Raw genomic sequence first — 16,808 nt, 5'->3', positions numbered from 1 at the left:
CGCTCAAACGCCGGCGAGGCTGGAAATGCAGGGTGGTTCCGCCCCCGTCGCTACGAGGTCGGGGGCCCGGCCGGGGCCGGGGAGAGCAAGTAGCCTGCCTGGAAGCGGGACTTGGCGCCCACCGCGCGCATGATCTCGGCGATGTGGCGCTGGCAGGTCCGCTCCGACATGCCCAGGCGGCGCGCGATCACCTTGTCCTCCAGCCCCTCCGACAGCAGCCGGACGATCGTCTGCCGCAGCTCGTCCGAGATCGACCGGGCCGCCTCCGGGCTCACCGACGTGGGGAAGGGCTCCGCGCCCACCCAGGATCGTTCGAAGGCCGTCGTCATGAAGTGCACGACGCTCGGCTCCCGCACCACCAGCGCCGCCCCGTTGCGGTCCGGCACCGCCATCACGCCCGTGTGTTCGTCGAAGATCAGCATCCGCATCAGCCCGTCGCCCAGGGTCCGCACCTGGGCGCCCAGCGCCGTCACCCGCTCGACGTACGCCGCCGTGGGTCGCGAGTAGCGGGCCGTGTGCTGGTAGATCGTGCGCATCCGGACCCCGCGCGTCAGCAGCGACTCGTCCCGCCCGATCGACTCCTCCAGCGTCTCCAGCGGGCGGCCCCCGCCCGGCTGCGAGGTCAGCAGCTCCCGCTCGCACGCCGCGACCAGCTCCGCGATCAGCCCCCGCACCGCCCCGAGGTCCGTGACCAGCTCCAGCCGGCCCGATCCGCTGAGGTCCCGCTGCGCGGTCCCCGCCTCGTACGCGGGTACCAGGGCCTCCAGCCGCCCGCGCAGCCGGTCCATCTCCTCGTGGGTCTCCCGTACGAGCAGGGCCAGCGGGGCCAGGGCCCGGGCCGCCGCGGCCCGGGGGGCCACCGCGCTCCAGCGGTCCGGTGCGTCGCCCGGGGCCCGCTGGAGCAGGTGCGCGGCGGCCAGCTCGGTGATCGCCGCGGCCGCGCGCACCCCGAGGGCCCCAGTGGCCTCGCACAGGTCGAAGGCGTGCCGCTCGACGGCGTACGCGTACAGGCGCCGGGCGGCGGGGCTCAGCTCCCCGGCCGCTGCGGCCGGCCCGGATTCCTCGGCAGGCATATGCGTATGCGTCCCGAGATGTACCCGTTTGTAAACCCCTCGTGTTCCCGCAAGGCGGCAAGACGACGCCTGGACGGGCGCCATCGGCATGTGCCGGAGCGGCACAGTGGTCAGCGCGGCGTGAGGGGGAAGCGCGGTATGCGGCAGCGGACACCCAGGCGAGGACGGGGGCCCGTGTCCTGCTGAGCCCGCGGCCCGCCGTGGTGGTCGCGCCGGATCCGTCGGTGCCATCCGACCGTGAGGGGGCGGAGCGGCGGGTACGGACGGTCTGGCGCGACCTCGAAGAGCGACCTCGAAGCGCGCGACCTCGAAGCGCGAGCCCGTCAGCCGGTCGCCGGCTTCGCGTAGTCGCTGTAGCCGGTCCAGTCCAGCGCGACGCACGGCTCGTCACCCAGGACCCACGCGTCGTGCCCGGGAGCGATCTGGATGAAGTCCCCCGGGCCGATCTCGCCGCTCTCCCCGTCGTCCATGACGATCTTCATCCGGCCGCTCACGACGTACCCGGTGTGCGCGGAGAGGCAGCTGTCCGTGCCGGCCAGCGGCTTGATGTGCAGTGACCAGCGCCAGCCGGGCTCGAAGACCGCGCGCCCGACCGCCCCGCCGTCGGTGTTGAACAGGTCCAGCCTGCCGGTGCCGGCCTCGAAGGGCCGCGTCTCGTCAGGCTCGTCGAAGTTCCTGTGGACCAATCCGCCCATGACCGGTCGCCTCCGGGAGTCGAGCAGCGCCCCGAGTCCACTTCCCACGGTACGCGCGCCGCGCCGCGCCCGTGGATCACCTCCTCAGCGACCTCCCGAAGCCCGAGGCCAGCGGCATCCGCAGGCCCAGCGGCGGGGGCGCGGCCAGGGCGTCCGTCACCGGCCGCGAGTACCGCCCCGAACAGACCGCGCCCAGGACGAAGTCCACGGCCAGCGCCACCACTTCCGGCTGGTGTTCGCGCAGCCCGTGCCCGTCCGAATGCACCTCGAAGCGGCACGTCGACCGGTTCGCCTTCTTCGCGCGCGCCGCCAGCCGGAAGGAGGCCTCCGGGTCGCTGCGCGCGTCGTTGGTGCCGTGCACGATCAACACCTGGCGCCCCGACAGCTGTTTCACCGGTTCCGGGCAGTCGACCCGGGCCTGTGCCCCTAAGCAAGGGGCGATCGCCACGACCGAGTTGACGGCCCCGTGCCCCGCCGCCCGCAGGGCCGCCAGGCCCCCCGCGTCGTAGCCGACCAGGCACACCGGCACGTCCCCGTACCGCCGCACCGCCTCGTCCGCCGCCCACCCGGCCTGCTCCTCCCGGGCGGAGTCCCCGCCGTGGATGACCAGGTGCGTGACCAGCCCCTCCGCCCCGCCCGCCCGGGCCAGCGCCCGCGCGAGCGGACGCACGGGACCCGGCGAGAACCTGGAGGCCCCGGGAAGCAGGAGCACCACCCCGTTGACCGTGCTTTCCGTCGAACCCGAGCCGGTTCTCGCGCCGACCGCCCGCCCCAGGCGGGCCCCGCGCGCCGGCGGCGCATGCTGTGCCATGGCGGAACAGTCTCAGACCTTCAGGTGTACGCCATCCGTCCGCGCGGTCTCTGTTACATATCGACGCTCGCCGGGGACATTCCGCTCTACGCGCGTAGGAGTAGAGTGCGCAGATGACGAGCGAGACCCCCAACCTGCCGACCCCGGATCAGATCCGTCGTTCCCCGAAGGTGCTGCTGCACGATCACCTCGACGGTGGACTGCGTCCCGGGACCATCATCGAGCTGGCCCGCGAGGTCGGCTACGAGAACCTCCCCGAGACCGACGCCGACAAGCTCGGCATCTGGTTCCGCGAGGCCGCCGACTCCGGTTCCCTGCCGCGCTACCTGGAGACCTTCGCGCACACCTGCGCGGTCATGCAGACGAAGGCCGCCCTCTTCCGGGTCGCCGCCGAGTGCGCCGAGGACCTGGCCGAGGACGGCGTCGTGTACGCCGAGATCCGCTACGCGCCCGAGCAGCACCTGGAAGCCGGCCTGACCCTCGAAGAGGTCGTCGAGGCCGTGAACGACGGCTTCCGCGAGGGCGAGCGCCGCGCGAAGGCCAACGGCCACCGCATCCGCGTCGGCGCCCTGCTGACCGCCATGCGCCACGCCGCCCGTGCGCTGGAGATCGCCGAGCTGGCGAACCGCTACCGCGACAACGGCGTGGTCGGCTTCGACATCGCCGGCGCCGAGGCCGGGTTCCCTCCCACCCGCCACCTCGACGCCTTCGAGTACCTCAAGCGCGAGAACAACCACTTCACCATCCACGCGGGCGAGGCCTTCGGCCTGCCGTCGATCTGGCAGGCCCTGCAGTGGTGCGGCGCCGACCGCCTCGGTCACGGCGTGAAGATCATCGACGACATCGAGGTCGCCGAAGACGGTTCCGTGACCCTGGGTCGCCTGGCCTCGTACGTCCGGGACAAGCGCATCCCCCTGGAGATGTGCCCGACCTCGAACCTGCAGACCGCCGCGGCCGCCTCGTACGCCGAGCACCCGATCGGTCTGCTGCGCAAGCTGCACTTCAGGCTCACGGTCAACACGGACAACCGCCTGATGAGCGGCACCAGCATGAGCCGCGAGTTCGAGCACCTGGTCGACACCTTCGGCTACACCCTCGACGACATGCAGTGGTTCACCGTCAATGCGATGAAGTCCGCGTTCATTCCTTTCGATGAACGACTGGCCATGATCAATGAAGTGATCAAGCCCGGTTATGCGGAGCTGAAGTCGGAGTGGCTGTTCCAGCAGACCGCCTCCACCAGCGGTTCCGTCTCGGCCTAGGCCACGGCTTGACCTAGAGAAAGCGCCCGAGAGGTAGAATCCCCGGGCGCTTTCTCGTATTTAAGGATGTTTGCGGAAGCGGGTTTGAAGTGACTAGTTTGCGGAGCCGCTCAATTCCCCGTCGCAAGGACAACTCTTCATGAAGAAGTCAGCTGCCAAGACCCTCGGTACCGCCGTTCTCGGCGTCGCTTTCGCCGCGGTCGCCGCCGGTACCGCCTCCGCCGCCGTTCCGGCGGTCGGCCTCACCGACGCGCTGGGCTCTGCCGCGGGCATGCTCCAGGGTGCCACCAGCCAGCAGCAGGTGGGCGGCGGGGCCCAGCAGTCGAGCGACCCCACCAGCCAGATCACCGGGGCCCTGACCCCGCTGACCGGCGCCCTGAACGGCCTCGGCAGCTGAGACTGCTGCCGCTGCGACACGTACACGTGTGCGGTGGGCGCATGCCCTTTCGACCGGGTATGTGTCCCGCCGTGCCGTGTGCCACGATCGCCACCAACTGCCCGCCGACGTCTTGGGTATGAGGTTCTCGGTCATGCGCATGAAGGCACGAGCGACGATGGTCGCGCTGGTCCCCACCCTGCTGCTCGCGGCCGTGGGGTGCAGCAGTACGCCCGCCCCCGCGACGGGCAAGGCCCCCGATCCCAAGGGCTCCGCGGGCAGCGGCTCCGCCGCGCCCGGAGCCCCGGCGCCGGCCGCCACTGCTTCGGGAGCGGCCGCGCCGAAGACCGGTGGCAGCAGGCTCGAGCGGTCCGCGCTGGCACAGGGCGACCTGCCCGGCTACCAGGTCTCCGCCCAGGGCAAGAACCCCAATGCCCCGGACGGTCAGCCGCAGGCCGACAAGAAGGCCTGCCAGCCGCTGGCCGACGTCATGGGCGACAAGCCGGACCCGTCCGCGCGCGAGACCCTCAGCCGCGGCATCGGCTCCCAGAAGCAGGTCGGGCTGGCCGTCTCCGCCTCCGTCAGCTCCTACTCCGAGAGCGACGCCAAGGCGCTGATCGCCCGGCTCAAGGCCGCCGTCGCCGCCTGCGGCACGGGCTTCTCCGCCAAGATCGAGAAGCAGACCGGCGCCTACCGCGAGGTGCGCCCCGCCGACTTCCGCACGGGCGGCGACGAGAGCGTCAGCTGGACCATGACCGCCGCCGCCGAGGGCGTCTCGGCGCAGGTCCACCTGGTCGTCGTACGCGAGGGCGACACCGTCGTGCGACTGATGGCCCTCAACGTGGCGGCGGCCCAGCAGAAGGCGCAGGTGCCGCAGGACGTGGCCGACAAGCAGCTGGAGAAGATCCACAAGGTCCAGCGGCCGTCACGGGGGCGGACCAGGGCGCTCATAAGATTCTCCTTCGTCGGTACCGCTTTCTGCGATGGCTCAATACTCCCGCTGGACCGCCGACAGAACGTCGGTCCAGGGGCCGAGCCCGACCCTGGAAATCTTCGGGGTATCCCCCTGATAAACGGTGTGTGAGCGCCTCAGCCGGGCCCGTAGCGCCGGTACGACGGCCACGTGCGCGAGCACCACGCCGACGGTGTTCAGCAGCACCGAGTCCACGTCCACGACCTGCCCCGGAACCGCGGTCTGCAGCATCTCGATGCACACCGATACCAGCGCACCCGCGGCGGCCGTCCGGACCAGCGAGGACCACGCGGACAGGGCCGACGGCGCGAGCCGTCCGCTGATCAACGGCACCAACACCCCGAGCGGGGCCAGCAGCGCGAGCCCCTCGCCGATCTGCCGCGCGGCCTCCAGCGGGCCGAGGGCCAGGTCCGCCGCGATCCCCTCCAGCGGACTCAGATTGGCCGCAGCGGCCCAGGGCACGTCCAGCGGCCGCAGAGTCAGCCAGCCGACGACCACGAGATGGGCGGCGAGCAGGACCCCGGCCAGGAGTCGGAGACGGAGGTGGATCGCGGTGGCGGCGCTTTCGCCGCCCTCTTGACGCTGCACACCTGCGAGGACGCATCACCCGGTAGCCCCGGTTCCGGCCAGGAGGGGGGTGTGGCGGGGAGCACCCGACCGCACGCGACGGGGCTCGGACCCGGTGTCCCGGCCGGTCAGCGCGTGGCGATGAGGACGATCAGCAGCAGCGCACCGACCAGGGCGGGCGCGATGATCTCGTACGACCAGCGCACGCGCACGCTGCCCTGCGCGCCCGGCCGCGCGGCGTTCAGCTCGGCCAGCCCCTGGAGCTCGTCGACGATCCGGTCGGCGTTGGCCCGCATCGGTTCGGAGGCGGCGGAGGAGGTACGGGACCGCGCGGCGGGGTCGCCCGAGCTGCCCGGGTCGCGGCGGTCGATCGAGTTGCGGCGCATCTGCTGCCGGTGGGCCTTCTTCCGCTCCCGCAGCGAGACCGGCACGGACCAGAGCTGGTACTTCGACCCCTCGGCCAGCACCTCGGCCGAGTACCCGGCGCGCACCGCGTCCACGGCCGCCCAGGGCAGCTCGATGATCCGGAACGGGTTCCGCACGCGCATCCGGTCCTCGTTGGCGAAGACGGCCGGGCGGATCGTGAACGCGACGATCAGCGGTACGGCGCACAGCGCCACCGCCAGTCCGATCCACGGGGTGTTGCCGGAGCCCCGCAGAACGGCGTCGCCGCAGAGCCAGGCGGTCAGCGCGAGCAGCAGTCCCCCCGAGACGATGCCCATGGAGGATCGGTAGACCCGGTCTGCGTACACCGGTTCATCGGTCGGCTGCTGGCTGCTCATGGGGTCGATTCTGCCCCACGCCCCCTCAGCCCACGAGGTCGGCGTACAGGATGATGTTGTCGGGCCGGTGGCCGTCGGTGAGCTCGCCGCCGCAGGTGATGACGCGCAGTTCGGGGCGGGCGGTGTCCCCGTACACCTTGGCGGTCGGGAACTCGTTCTTCCCGACCTGCTCCAGCTCCCGGACGCGGAACACGGCGGTGGTGCCGTCCGCCCGGGAGACGGTGATCTCCTCGCCGGTGCGCACGCGCGAGACGTCCTTGAGCACGGCCGGACCGCGTGCGGTGTCGAAGTGGCCGATCAGCACGGCGGGGCCGGTCTGGCCGGGCGTGACGCCCTTGGTGTACCAGCCGATCTTGTCGGCGTCGGCCACCGAGGGCACCTCGACGGTGCCGTCGGCGGCCAGCCCCAACCCCAGCACCGGGGAGGCGTCCACCCCGGCCGAGGGGATCCGTACGCGGACGGGTTCGGAGGCGGGCATCGGGTCGGCGGTCGGGGCCGCGGCCGGAGCGGCGGAGGCCGGGGTGACGTGCGGGGCGGGCGCCCGGCCCGCGGCGGGGGCGCCGCCGCAGCCGGTCAGGGCGGCGAGGGCGAGCGGGGCGAGCAGTGCGGTGGCGCGGAGGGCGGCGCGGGACATGCGGGGGCTCCTGAACGGGGACCGGCGGGCCACCCACGAGGGTGGCCCGCCTGGAGGTCGGGTGGTGCGGGGGCCGCGCGGGGCGGCCGTTGGTCAGCTGTGGCTGCGGCGACGGCGCAGGACGGTCGCACCGAGCGCGGCGAAGACCGCGAGGAGGCCGGCGCCGGCGGCGACGGTGGTGCTGTTGTCGGTGTCCTCGGACGCGGACGCGATCTCGGCGCCCGCGGCGACGGCTCCCTGGGGGACGACGGTGGTCTGGCCCACGGTCTGGGCGGAGACGTTCGTGGCGGTCACCGGCTTCGCGGTGGAGGCCTCGGGCTTCGCGGTGGAGGTCTCGGGCTTCGGGGCCGGGGTCTCCTCCGTGACCTTGTACTCGAGGGTGCAGCCCTTGGGGAGCGCGGGGAAGTTCGCGAAGCCGGAGGGGACGTTGTCGCCGCCCTGGGTCTTCCACTCGAAGACGGGCTTGGCGCCGCTCGGGTTGTTGATCCGGGAGAAGTAGTCCGGCGAGCCCAGGGGGTTGGTGCGGGTGAGGGTCTGGGTCCAGGTGTCGCCGGGGTCGCTGCCGTGCATGACGACCTTGGGGCCCTTGGGAGACATGGTCAGGTCGGCCTGCAGGCCGGCACCGAGGTCGACCTGCTTCACCTTGGAGACGCACGAGGCGGGCGCGTCGTCGTGGACCGGGTACTCGGGGGTGCAGCCCTTGGGGAGCGCGGGGAAGTTCGCGAAGCCGGAGGGGACGTTGTCGCCGCCCTGGGTCTTCCACTCGAAGACGGGCTTGGCGCCGCTCGGGTTGTTGATCCGGGAGAAGTAGTCCGGCGAGCCCAGGGGGTTGGTGCGGGTGAGGGTCTGGGTCCAGGTGTCGGCGGGGTCGCTGCCGTGCATGACGACCTTGGGGCCCTTGGGGGACATGGTCAGGTCGGCCTGCAGGCCGGCACCGAGGTCGACCTGCTTGACCTTGGAGACGCAGTCGGCCGGGCCCGTCGTCGCCGCCGCCGGCAGCGGGAAGGACTTGGCCGCGCCGTCCTTGGTCACGGTGAGGACGTGGCCCTTGTCGCCCTTGCCGAGCTCCAGCTCCAGACCGTTCACCGAGGCCTTGGGGTGCTTGACGTCCAGCACGGTGAGAACGCGGCTCATGTAGTCGTCGCCCGGCTTCCAGTCGTCGGAAACGGCGCGGACCCAGACCTCGGGACCCTCGGACTTGTTGCGCAGCACCGCGACGACGCCCGTGCTGATCAGGACGGGGGTGCCGGCGTAGCGGTCGGGGACGGTTCCGGCCGCTACGGCCGGTGCGGTGGTCGTGGCCGCGTACGCGGTGCCCGCGATCGGGGCGAGGAGGGCACCGGCGAGGACGGCGGTGGAGATGGAGGCACGGAGGGCGGTACGCATAACGACTCCTTGAAGCGTGGTCTGGGAAGGGTGGAGGAGAGTCGCATGCCGCGGTTTTCTCTTTCGGTGAGAGCCGGGTGAGTGTCTGGCGGGCTGCTGAGAACAAAGTTACGGATCTTGTGAGCGCGGAAGATCCCGCTCCTGTCATGGACTCGTAACGGAGAGTGGAGGTGTCGATTCCGTAGCGGATCCAGGGGCGGGGGTGACAGGTCGCTACGCGCGTAGATATGCTCATCTGGTGACCATGCCCACCACCCTCACCGCATTCGCTGACGTGACGACGTCCGACAGTGCGCTGCGCCGCTTCCTGCACGGGCTGCCCGGCGTCGACGCTGTCGGCCTGGAGGCCCGAGCGGCCTCCCTCGGCACCCGTTCGATCAAGACGACGGCCAAGGCGTACGCCATCGACCTGGCCATCTCGATGATCGACCTGACGACGCTGGAAGGCGCGGACACCCCGGGCAAGGTCCGGGCGCTCTCCGCCAAGGCCGTCAATCCCGATCCGACCGACCGCACGACCCCGATGACGGCCGCCGTCTGCGTCTACCCCGACATGGTGGCCACGGCGAAGGCCGCGCTGAACGGCGCCGACGTCAAGATCGCCTCCGTCGCGACCGCCTTCCCGGCCGGCCGCGCCGCCCTGCCCGTCAAGCTCGCGGACACCCGTGACGCCGTCGCCGCGGGCGCCGACGAGATCGACATGGTCATCGACCGTGGCGCCTTCCTCGCCGGCCGCTACCTGGAGACGTACGAGCTGATCAAGGCCATCAAGGAGGCCTGCGTCCGGGAGGACGGCAGCGCCGCGCGTCTGAAGGTCATCTTCGAGACCGGCGAGCTGTCGACCTACGACAACATCCGCCGCGCCTCCTGGATCGGCATGCTTGCGGGCGCCGACTTCATCAAGACGTCGACCGGCAAGGTCGGGGTCAACGCCACTCCGGCGAACACCCTGCTCATGCTCGAAGCCGTCCGCGACTTCCGCGCGCAGACTGGAATCCAGATCGGCGTGAAGCCGGCCGGCGGCATCCGCACCACCAAGGACGCGATCAAGTTCCTGGTCCTGGTCAACGAGACCGTGGGCGAGGACTGGCTGAGCAACCACTGGTTCCGCTTCGGCGCCTCCAGCCTGCTCAACGACCTGTTGATGCAGCGCCAGAAGCTGAGCACCGGCCGTTACTCCGGTCCCGACTACGTGACGGTGGACTGATCACCATGGCATCTGCATTCGAGTACGCACCGGCTCCCGAGTCCCGCTCGGTCGTCGACATCGCCCCCTCCTACGGGCTCTTCATCGACGGTGAGTTCACCGACGCCGCCGACGGCAAGGTCTTCAAGACCGTCTCGCCGAGCAGCGAAGAGGTCCTCGCCGAGGTCGCCCAGGCGGGCGCCGCCGACGTGGACCGTGCCGTCAAGGCCGCCCGCAAGGCCTTCGCCTCCTGGTCCGCGCTGCCGGGCTCCGAGCGCGCCAAGTACCTCTTCCGCATCGCCAGGATCATCCAGGAGCGCAGCCGCGAGCTCGCCGTCCTGGAGACCCTGGACAACGGCAAGCCGATCAAGGAGACCCGCGACGCGGACCTCCCCCTGGTCGCCGCGCACTTCTTCTACTACGCGGGCTGGGCCGACAAGCTCGACCACGCGGGCTACGGCCCGAACCCGCGCCCGCTCGGCGTGGCCGGCCAGGTCATCCCGTGGAACTTCCCGCTGCTGATGCTGGCCTGGAAGATCGCCCCGGCGCTCGCCACGGGCAACACCGTCGTGCTGAAGCCCGCCGAGACGACCCCCCTCTCCGCGCTGTTCTTCGCGGACATCTGCCGTCAGGCGGGCCTGCCCAAGGGCGTCGTCAACATCCTCACCGGTTACGGCGACGCGGGCGCGGCCCTCGTCGAGCACCCGGACGTCAACAAGGTCGCCTTCACCGGCTCGACCGCCGTGGGCAAGAAGATCGCCCGCCACGTCGCCGGCACCGACAAGAAGGTCACCCTGGAGCTGGGCGGCAAGGGCGCCAACATCGTCTTCGACGACGCCCCCATCGACCAGGCCGTCGAGGGCATCGTCAACGGCATCTTCTTCAACCAGGGCCAGGTCTGCTGCGCGGGCTCCCGCCTGCTGGTCCAGGAGTCGATCCACGACGAGCTGCTGGACTCCCTCAAGCGCCGCCTCTCCACGCTGCGCCTGGGCGACCCGCTCGACAAGAACACCGACATCGGCGCGATCAACTCGGCCGAGCAGCTCGCCCGGATCACCGCGCTCGCGGAGACCGGCGAGGCCGAGGGCGCCGAGCGCTGGTCCCCGGCGTGCGAGCTGCCGTCCTCCGGCTACTGGTTCGCCCCGACGCTCTTCACGAACGTCACCCAGGCGCACACCGTCGCCCGCGACGAGATCTTCGGCCCGGTGCTGTCCGTGCTGACCTTCCGTACGCCCGACGAGGCCGTCGCCAAGGCCAACAACAGCCAGTACGGCCTGTCCGCCGGCATCTGGACGGAGAAGGGCTCGCGCATCCTCGCGGTCGCGAACCAGCTCCGTGCCGGAGTCGTCTGGGCCAACACGTTCAACAAGTTCGACCCGACCTCGCCCTTCGGCGGCTACAAGGAGTCGGGCTTCGGCCGCGAGGGCGGCCGCCACGGCCTGGAGGGCTACCTCGATGTCTGAGTCTTCTGCGACCCGTCTGAACGTCTTCAAGACCTACAAGCTGTACGTCGGGGGCAAGTTCCCCCGCTCCGAGAGCGGCCGGGTGTACGAGGTGAGCGACTCCAAGGGCAAGTGGCTGGCCAACGCCCCCCTGTCCTCCCGCAAGGACGCGCGTGACGCGGTCGTCGCGGCCCGCAAGGCCTTCGGCGGCTGGTCGGGCGCGACCGCGTACAACCGCGGCCAGATCCTCTACCGCATCGCCGAGATGCTGGAGGGCCGCCGCGAGCAGTTCGTCCGCGAGGTCGGCGAGGCCGAGGGCCTGTCGAAGTCGAAGGCGGGCGCGGTCGTGGACGCGGCCATCGACCGCTGGGTCTGGTACGCGGGCTGGACCGACAAGATCGGCCAGATCGTGGGCGGGGCCAACCCGGTCGCGGGCCCGTTCTTCAACCTCTCCACCCCGGAGCCGACCGGTGTGGTCACGGTCGTCGCCCCGCAGGACTCGTCCTTCCTGGGACTGGTCTCGGTGATCGCCCCGGTGATCGCGACGGGCAACACCGTCGTCGTCATCGCCAGCGAGAAGTCCCCGCTGCCGGCCCTGTCGTTGGGTGAGGTGCTCGCCACCTCCGACCTGCCCGGCGGCGTGGTCAACATCCTGTCCGGCAAGGCCGGCGAGATGGGCCCGCACCTGGCGTCCCACCAGGACGTCAACGCGATCGACCTGGCCGGGGCCGACGCGGCGCTGGCCAAGGAGCTCGAGGTCGCGGCGGCCGACAACCTCAAGCGCGTCCTTCGTCCACAGCCTGTGGACGATTGGAGCGCCGACCCGGGCACCTCCCGCATGACGGCGTTCCTGGAGACCAAGACCGTCTGGCACCCGACCGGGTCGCTGGGCGCGGGCGGCTCGTCCTACTAGTTCCGGGACGACCCCGTACGAGACCGGCCCCGGCAGCGTCCCCCGCGCTGCCGGGGCCTTCTCGTGCCCTTCTCGTGCCCTTCGCCGTGTCAGCTCCTACTTCTTCGGGAGCACCGGTCCGAGCAGCGAGGAGGCGGCGGCGGTCGGCAGTTCGCCGACCGAGGGCCCCTGGGTCAGGATGCCGGTGACCATGCCCGTCCCGACGGACGGGAAGTCGGCGACCTTCGTCGCCACGCCGTTGTCCAGCGGGTCCACGCCGGTGTGGGCGAGCGGGTTCACCTTGAGGTTCGCGATCGGGTCGGTGACCCCGGCCACGGCGGCCGGGAGGTCGAGTTCGCCGGCCTGGGCGCCGCCCGCCGCCATCGCCAGGGCCGCGCCGGCCATCGAGACGGTCAGTCCGGCGGTGCGGAGCCGGTTCGGAAGGGAAGGGGCTGCGTGACGTGCCATGGGGATCCCGCCTGAGGTCGTGGTCGCGTGCGCACGCAGCGTAGTTGAGGTGTGTTCCTGGACACCAACCGGTCACCGGGAGGATCCCCTACCCGGGGGAATGGTTCAGACTGGTGTCCCGTGAGCTCCCCCTCTACTTCACCGACCCGCGTCGTCCTGCTGACCGGTCCGTCGGGCTCCGGAAAATCGTCGCTGGCCGCCCGCTCGGGGTTGCCCGTGCTGCGCCTCGACGACTTCTACAAGGAAGCCGACGACCCCACCCTTCCGCTGGTGGAGGGCAGCTCCGACATCGACTGGGACTCCCCGCTGTCCTGGGACGCGGACGCGGCGGTCGCCGCGATCGCCGAACTGTGCGCGGCGGGGCGGACCGACGTTCCCGTCTACGACATCGCGACGAGCTCCCGCACGGGCACCGAGAGCCTCGACATCGCCCGCACCCCGCTGTTCATCGCGGAGGGCATCTTCGCCGCCGACGTGGTCGCCCGCTGCCAGCAGCTCGGCCTCCTCGCGGACGCCATCTGCCTGCGGGGGCGCCCCTCGACGACCTTCCGCCGCCGGCTGGTTCGCGACCTGCGGGAAGGCCGCAAGTCGGTGCCGTTCCTGCTGCGCAGGGGCCTGCGGCTGATGCGCGCCGAACGCGGCATCGTGGCCCGCCACGTCGCCCTGGGCGCGCACGCCTGCGCGGGCGACGAGGCCCTCGGCCGCCTGGCTGCGGCCGCGGCGGGCCGCCACCGCACGGCGACCCCGGCGTAGCCGCCGGGAACCCCTCAGCGGCGGGACCAGCGGTCCGTCAGGGTGGTGATCGCGGCGGCGGCACGGTCGAGGCCGTGGTCGTCGCCGCGGAGCGTCTTGTTCAGCTCGACGTGGAGGAAGCGGGACTGCCGGTCGGCGGCGGTCCGGCCCTGTTCGTTCTCCCGGCCGGCGAGCTTGCAGCGCGCGGAGTACGCCGTGCAGACCTCCAGCCCGTCGCGCCGCAGTGCGGCGGTCAGCCGTTCCGCGTCCGCCACGGCGCTGTCGCCGGCGCCCGTGGAGACCACCGCGTCGCGCCCGCGGAACGACTCGTCGGCGAACCCGTGCAGCTGGACCCCCGGTAGGTTCCGCCGCGCCAGCTCCTCCACCACGCCGTGGAAGACCGAGTCGTCGCGGTGTGCCACGTCCGCCGCCCCGCCCTCGCCCGCATCGCGGTGGGCGCCCGCGAGCACCAGCACCCCGCCCGGTGCGCCGCGCAGCACCCGTGCCCCCAGGAGCTCGGTGCGGGCGTCGGCGACGGGGTGGGGGACCTGGACCGACCAGCGTGCGGGCAGGTCGAGATCGACGTACACCCGGCCCCAGCCGCGGCTGGTGTGGCCCGATTCACTCACCCCGTCCGCCACCTCGGTGTACCGGCGTCCGCTGGCGGCGTCCGTGACGGTGCGGAGGGTGAAGTCGATCTCGGACAGGCCGGTCCGGGCCGCTTCCGGATCGCCGTCGAGCAGGTGGGCGAACGCCCTGGTGAACGCGAGTCGTTCCTGGTCCGTGGGGGTGCGGTAGCCGCCGCGCTCGCTGAAGCCGGCGGTGAAGCGGGCGATCCGCTGCTCCAGGTCGATGTCGGCGGAGCGCTGGGGAGCGGGGCCGGTCGGGCGGGCCGGCGGTGCGCTTCCCGAGTTCGCGACCCAAAGCGTCAAACCGGCACAAAGGGCAATGAAGGCGCCGCACAGAATCGCAATCGTTATTCGCCTGGTCAGTGGAGCGCTCATAGTCATACGAAAATAACGGAGTGATGCGCTCCGCTTCTCGCCCCTCCGCTCTTCGTACCGGCTCGCCCGCCACCGGGCCCCGCCGACCGACCGGCCCACGCTGACCCGGACGCACCGAGGCCCGCACGGCAGTCCCCGCGCGCCCCGCAAGCCCAGATCATCACACTCCCTAGGCCGCACCGGCTCCAGGACAGAACGAAGAGGAGCCCGCGTTGGCCGCGTCGCGATCGAGGCGGCACCGGACCCGCCTTCGGGCTGACATGTCGCTGCTGGGCGGCATCCGTCCGCCCATCGCCGCCCTGTCCGCCCTGCTGCTGGCCCTCGCCGCCCTCACCGCGTTCCAACTCGGACACGTGGGCCGGGAGCCCGTACCGCCGGCGGTCCTCACCTCCCAGCAGTACTTCGCGGAGGACGGCGCCATCGCCCTGCGCGCCTCCCTGGACGAGAGCATCACGGACATCGGCAGGACCGCCTCCCTGTTCAGCTCCGGCGAACCGGTCTCGCCCGACTCCGTGCTCGACAAGCTCGGCAGCGTCTACCAGAAGTGGCGCGGCACGGCCGTGATCGAGATCAAGTCGGGCCGTCTGGAGGCGCAGCGCGGCGAGAACCTCCCGCTGACCGCCCTCGACCTGACCGCGCTCGACGGGGAGAACGGCCTCGCCCCCCGCATGGTCCGGCTGGAGAACGGCGAGACCCGCCTGCTCACCCTCGCCCTGCTGTCCTGGCCCGACCGCCCCCAGCAGCTCCTGGTCGCCTCCAGCAGCCTGAAGGTCCCGGGCATCAGCCTGGGCCGGTCCCGCGCCATCGCCGTCCTCGACTCCTCCGGCCAGGTCCTCGGCAGCGACGGCATCGGCGGTTCCGCGCAGGAGAAGAAGCAGCTCGGGAAGTTCGCGAAGACCGTCGCCCAGAAGGCCGGGCAGCACCCCCTCCAGGCCAAGGAGCCCGGCTCCGGCGGCTTCGCGGGCGTCAGCGGCAGCCTGCTCGGGGACTCCAAGGACGGTCACCGCTCCGTGGCCGGCTACGCGAAGCTCACCGGTTCGCAGCCCGGCGTGGGCACCGACGCGTCCGCCCTCGGCCTCACCGTCGTCTCCTTCGTCGGCGTCGCCGAGGAACGCTCCGCCGCCGTCGACTCCTTCTTCTGGATCGCCGCGTCCGCCGCCCTGCTGGTGCTCGGAGCACTGGCCGTGGCCCTGCTCGTGACCACCGTGCAGCGCCCGCTGCTCCGGCTGTTCCTGGAGAGCCGCCGGATCGGCCGCGGCGACCTGCACCGACCGGTCACCGTGCCGAAGTACGGCGAGGCCGCCCGCATCGGCGCCGCCCTCGACCGGCTGCGCCGGCAGCTCCTCGGCGAGCCCGCAGCGGAAACCGGCGGCCCCCGCCGGGGCCGCCGCGCCCGGATCGGGACCCGCGCCCTCCTCGGGGTGTGCGGGATCCTGCTCCTGGTGTGGTCGGCACCGCTCCTGCTGACGCTCAACCGCGCGGGCGCCTCCGTCGCCGTGCCCAAGACGGTCGTCGAGGACCAGCGCGAACGCACCGACACCCTGGCCGACCGGGTACGCCGCGCCCTCAACGAAGGACACGCCGACCTCACCTCCGTCGCCTCGGTCATCAGCGACGGGACCACGCCCGCCGAGCTGACCAAGCTGCTGGAACGCACCCGGACCCAGCACGGACGCTACGAATCCCTCTACGTCCTGAGCGCCGACGGCACCGTCCTGGCCCGCGCCGGCGGCACGCCCCACCACCCCGCCGGCAAGGGCCCCTCGAAGCAGCCCGTGACCCTGGTCGACAGCGGCAACCGGCCGGTCATCACCGAGTACGCCGAGGCTCCCGGCCTGGCCGGCGCCGCCGTCGTCGGCGAGCTGCGCATCGACTTCCTCAACGCCCTGCTCAAGCGGCCCGGCCTGGGCGAGGTCCGCGTCGTCGACGCGGAGCACCGGGTGATCGGCGGCAACAACGGCTACCGGGCCTTCACGTCGCTCTCGGACGCGGGGCTCGACGCCCTGGTGCGCTCCGCCAACGACAAGAGCGGCGCGGACGGCAAGGGCGCCGCCGAGGAGAAGACGGACAAGGGACCGCGCGCCAAGAGCGCCCTGCTCCGCGACGGCGGCGTCTCCATCGCCGCCGCGGCGCCGATGACCGGCGGCGGCGTGGCCCAGCCCCTGGAGTGGACCGTCGTCACCTGGCAGCCGGCCAAGGGCCTGGAGATCCCCGCGTACACCACCCAGAACCGCACCGTCCTGGCCGGACTGCTCGGCCTCACGGGCGCCGTGGCCTGCCTCGGCTGGATCCACATCATCGTGGTGCGGCCGCTGCGCGACCTCGCCCGACGTGCGGAGGCCCTGGCCGACGGCGACCGCCGCACCGTCGTCTACCCGACCCACCACGACGAGGTCGGCGCCGTCACCCGCAGCCTCGAAGTCATCCGCCTGCAGCTGCTGGAGCAGCGCAAGCGGGACGCCGCCGGCGGCACCACCGGCCGGACGCCCGGCCGCGCCACCCCGGCCGGAAGGAACTGATCCCCC

General features: G+C 72.0%; 17 protein-coding genes. 8 read left to right on the top strand and 9 right to left on the bottom strand.

Features of this window, described 5'->3' with window-relative positions; all coding sequences use genetic code 11:
• Positions 1 to 50: 50 nt before the first annotated feature.
• The 3 genes from OG386_RS18295 to OG386_RS18285 all read right to left on the bottom strand — a co-directional run bounded on the left by OG386_RS18295 (position 51) and on the right by OG386_RS18285 (position 2,579).
• Complete coding sequence (locus OG386_RS18295; protein WP_328789052.1) at positions 51 to 1,073, bottom strand: helix-turn-helix transcriptional regulator; 1,023 nt, start codon at positions 1,071 to 1,073, stop codon at positions 51 to 53.
• Positions 1,074 to 1,396: 323 nt separating this feature from the next.
• On the bottom strand, positions 1,397 to 1,768 hold the full coding sequence (locus OG386_RS18290) for a cupin domain-containing protein (protein ID WP_328789051.1): 372 nt from the start codon (positions 1,766 to 1,768) through the stop codon (positions 1,397 to 1,399).
• Between the two features lie 76 nt (positions 1,769 to 1,844).
• Positions 1,845 to 2,579 carry an alpha/beta hydrolase gene (locus tag OG386_RS18285; protein ID WP_328789050.1) on the bottom strand — a complete coding sequence of 245 codons (735 nt, stop codon included), beginning with the start codon at positions 2,577 to 2,579 and terminating at the stop codon, positions 1,845 to 1,847.
• 113 nt (positions 2,580 to 2,692) lie between these two features.
• On the opposite strand from OG386_RS18285, the gene OG386_RS18280 reads away from it, so the two are divergent.
• From OG386_RS18280 to OG386_RS18270, 3 genes are all read left to right on the top strand, one after another.
• Positions 2,693 to 3,841, top strand: a complete 1,149-nt coding sequence (locus tag OG386_RS18280; protein WP_030012057.1) for an adenosine deaminase — start codon at positions 2,693 to 2,695, stop codon at positions 3,839 to 3,841.
• 139 nt (positions 3,842 to 3,980) lie between these two features.
• Positions 3,981 to 4,238: a hypothetical protein gene (locus OG386_RS18275; protein ID WP_328789049.1), complete on the top strand. Its 258-nt coding sequence runs from the start codon at positions 3,981 to 3,983 to the stop codon at positions 4,236 to 4,238.
• A 133-nt stretch (positions 4,239 to 4,371) separates the two neighbouring features.
• Positions 4,372 to 5,301 carry a hypothetical protein gene (locus tag OG386_RS18270; protein WP_328789048.1) on the top strand — a complete coding sequence of 310 codons (930 nt, stop codon included), beginning with the start codon at positions 4,372 to 4,374 and terminating at the stop codon, positions 5,299 to 5,301.
• Here the strand turns inward: OG386_RS18270 and OG386_RS18265 are convergent.
• From OG386_RS18265 to OG386_RS18250, 4 genes are all read right to left on the bottom strand, one after another.
• The gene (locus OG386_RS18265; RefSeq protein WP_328789047.1) at positions 5,206 to 5,778 is read right to left on the bottom strand and encodes a VanZ family protein; all 573 of its coding nucleotides are present in this window, start codon (positions 5,776 to 5,778) and stop codon (positions 5,206 to 5,208) included. The two genes, OG386_RS18270 and OG386_RS18265, sit on opposite strands and share 96 nt — an antisense overlap.
• Before the next feature lie 107 nt (positions 5,779 to 5,885).
• Positions 5,886 to 6,539 carry a PH domain-containing protein gene (locus OG386_RS18260; protein WP_328789046.1) on the bottom strand — a complete coding sequence of 218 codons (654 nt, stop codon included), beginning with the start codon at positions 6,537 to 6,539 and terminating at the stop codon, positions 5,886 to 5,888.
• A 25-nt stretch (positions 6,540 to 6,564) separates the two neighbouring features.
• A complete protein-coding gene (locus OG386_RS18255; RefSeq protein WP_328789045.1) occupies positions 6,565 to 7,173 on the bottom strand; it encodes a class F sortase in 609 nt (202 codons plus the stop codon).
• A 93-nt stretch (positions 7,174 to 7,266) separates the two neighbouring features.
• Positions 7,267 to 8,559 (bottom strand): hypothetical protein, encoded by a 1,293-nt coding sequence (locus OG386_RS18250; RefSeq protein WP_328789044.1) that lies wholly within the window; start codon positions 8,557 to 8,559, stop codon positions 7,267 to 7,269.
• Positions 8,560 to 8,803: 244 nt separating this feature from the next.
• Here OG386_RS18250 and deoC point away from each other — a divergent pair, with 244 nt between their 5' ends.
• The 3 genes from deoC to OG386_RS18235 are packed head-to-tail and all read left to right on the top strand — an operon-like array spanning position 8,804 to position 12,100.
• Positions 8,804 to 9,766 (top strand): deoxyribose-phosphate aldolase, encoded by a 963-nt coding sequence (deoC, locus tag OG386_RS18245; protein ID WP_030712471.1) that lies wholly within the window; start codon positions 8,804 to 8,806, stop codon positions 9,764 to 9,766.
• Between the two features lie 5 nt (positions 9,767 to 9,771).
• Positions 9,772 to 11,208, top strand: coding sequence for an aldehyde dehydrogenase family protein (locus tag OG386_RS18240; RefSeq protein ID WP_030010884.1), 1,437 nt, complete (start codon positions 9,772 to 9,774; stop codon positions 11,206 to 11,208).
• Positions 11,201 to 12,100, top strand: coding sequence for an aldehyde dehydrogenase family protein (locus OG386_RS18235; RefSeq protein WP_328789043.1), 900 nt, complete (start codon positions 11,201 to 11,203; stop codon positions 12,098 to 12,100). The genes OG386_RS18240 and OG386_RS18235 overlap by 8 nt, the downstream gene beginning before the upstream one ends.
• A 96-nt stretch (positions 12,101 to 12,196) precedes the next feature.
• Here OG386_RS18235 and OG386_RS18230 read toward each other — a convergent pair whose 3' ends face one another.
• On the bottom strand, positions 12,197 to 12,547 hold the full coding sequence (locus OG386_RS18230; protein WP_327383611.1) for a hypothetical protein: 351 nt from the start codon (positions 12,545 to 12,547) through the stop codon (positions 12,197 to 12,199).
• A gap of 51 nt (positions 12,548 to 12,598) precedes the next feature.
• Between OG386_RS18230 and OG386_RS18225 the strand changes: the two genes are divergently transcribed.
• Complete coding sequence (locus tag OG386_RS18225) at positions 12,599 to 13,300, top strand: uridine kinase family protein (protein WP_327383610.1); 702 nt, start codon at positions 12,599 to 12,601, stop codon at positions 13,298 to 13,300.
• Positions 13,301 to 13,314: 14 nt separating this feature from the next.
• Here the strand turns inward: OG386_RS18225 and OG386_RS18220 are convergent, their stop codons facing one another.
• Positions 13,315 to 14,211: a hypothetical protein gene (locus OG386_RS18220; RefSeq protein ID WP_328789042.1), complete on the bottom strand. Its 897-nt coding sequence runs from the start codon at positions 14,209 to 14,211 to the stop codon at positions 13,315 to 13,317.
• 332 nt (positions 14,212 to 14,543) lie between these two features.
• On the opposite strand from OG386_RS18220, the gene OG386_RS18215 reads away from it, so the two are divergent.
• Complete coding sequence (locus OG386_RS18215; RefSeq protein WP_328789041.1) at positions 14,544 to 16,802, top strand: HAMP domain-containing protein; 2,259 nt, start codon at positions 14,544 to 14,546, stop codon at positions 16,800 to 16,802.
• Positions 16,803 to 16,808 lie beyond the last annotated feature (6 nt).

It is taken from the genome of Streptomyces sp. NBC_00273 (assembly GCF_036178145.1).
Lineage (GTDB): Bacteria > Actinomycetota > Actinomycetes > Streptomycetales > Streptomycetaceae > Streptomyces.
This window is presented reverse-complemented; position numbering and strand designations above follow the sequence as displayed.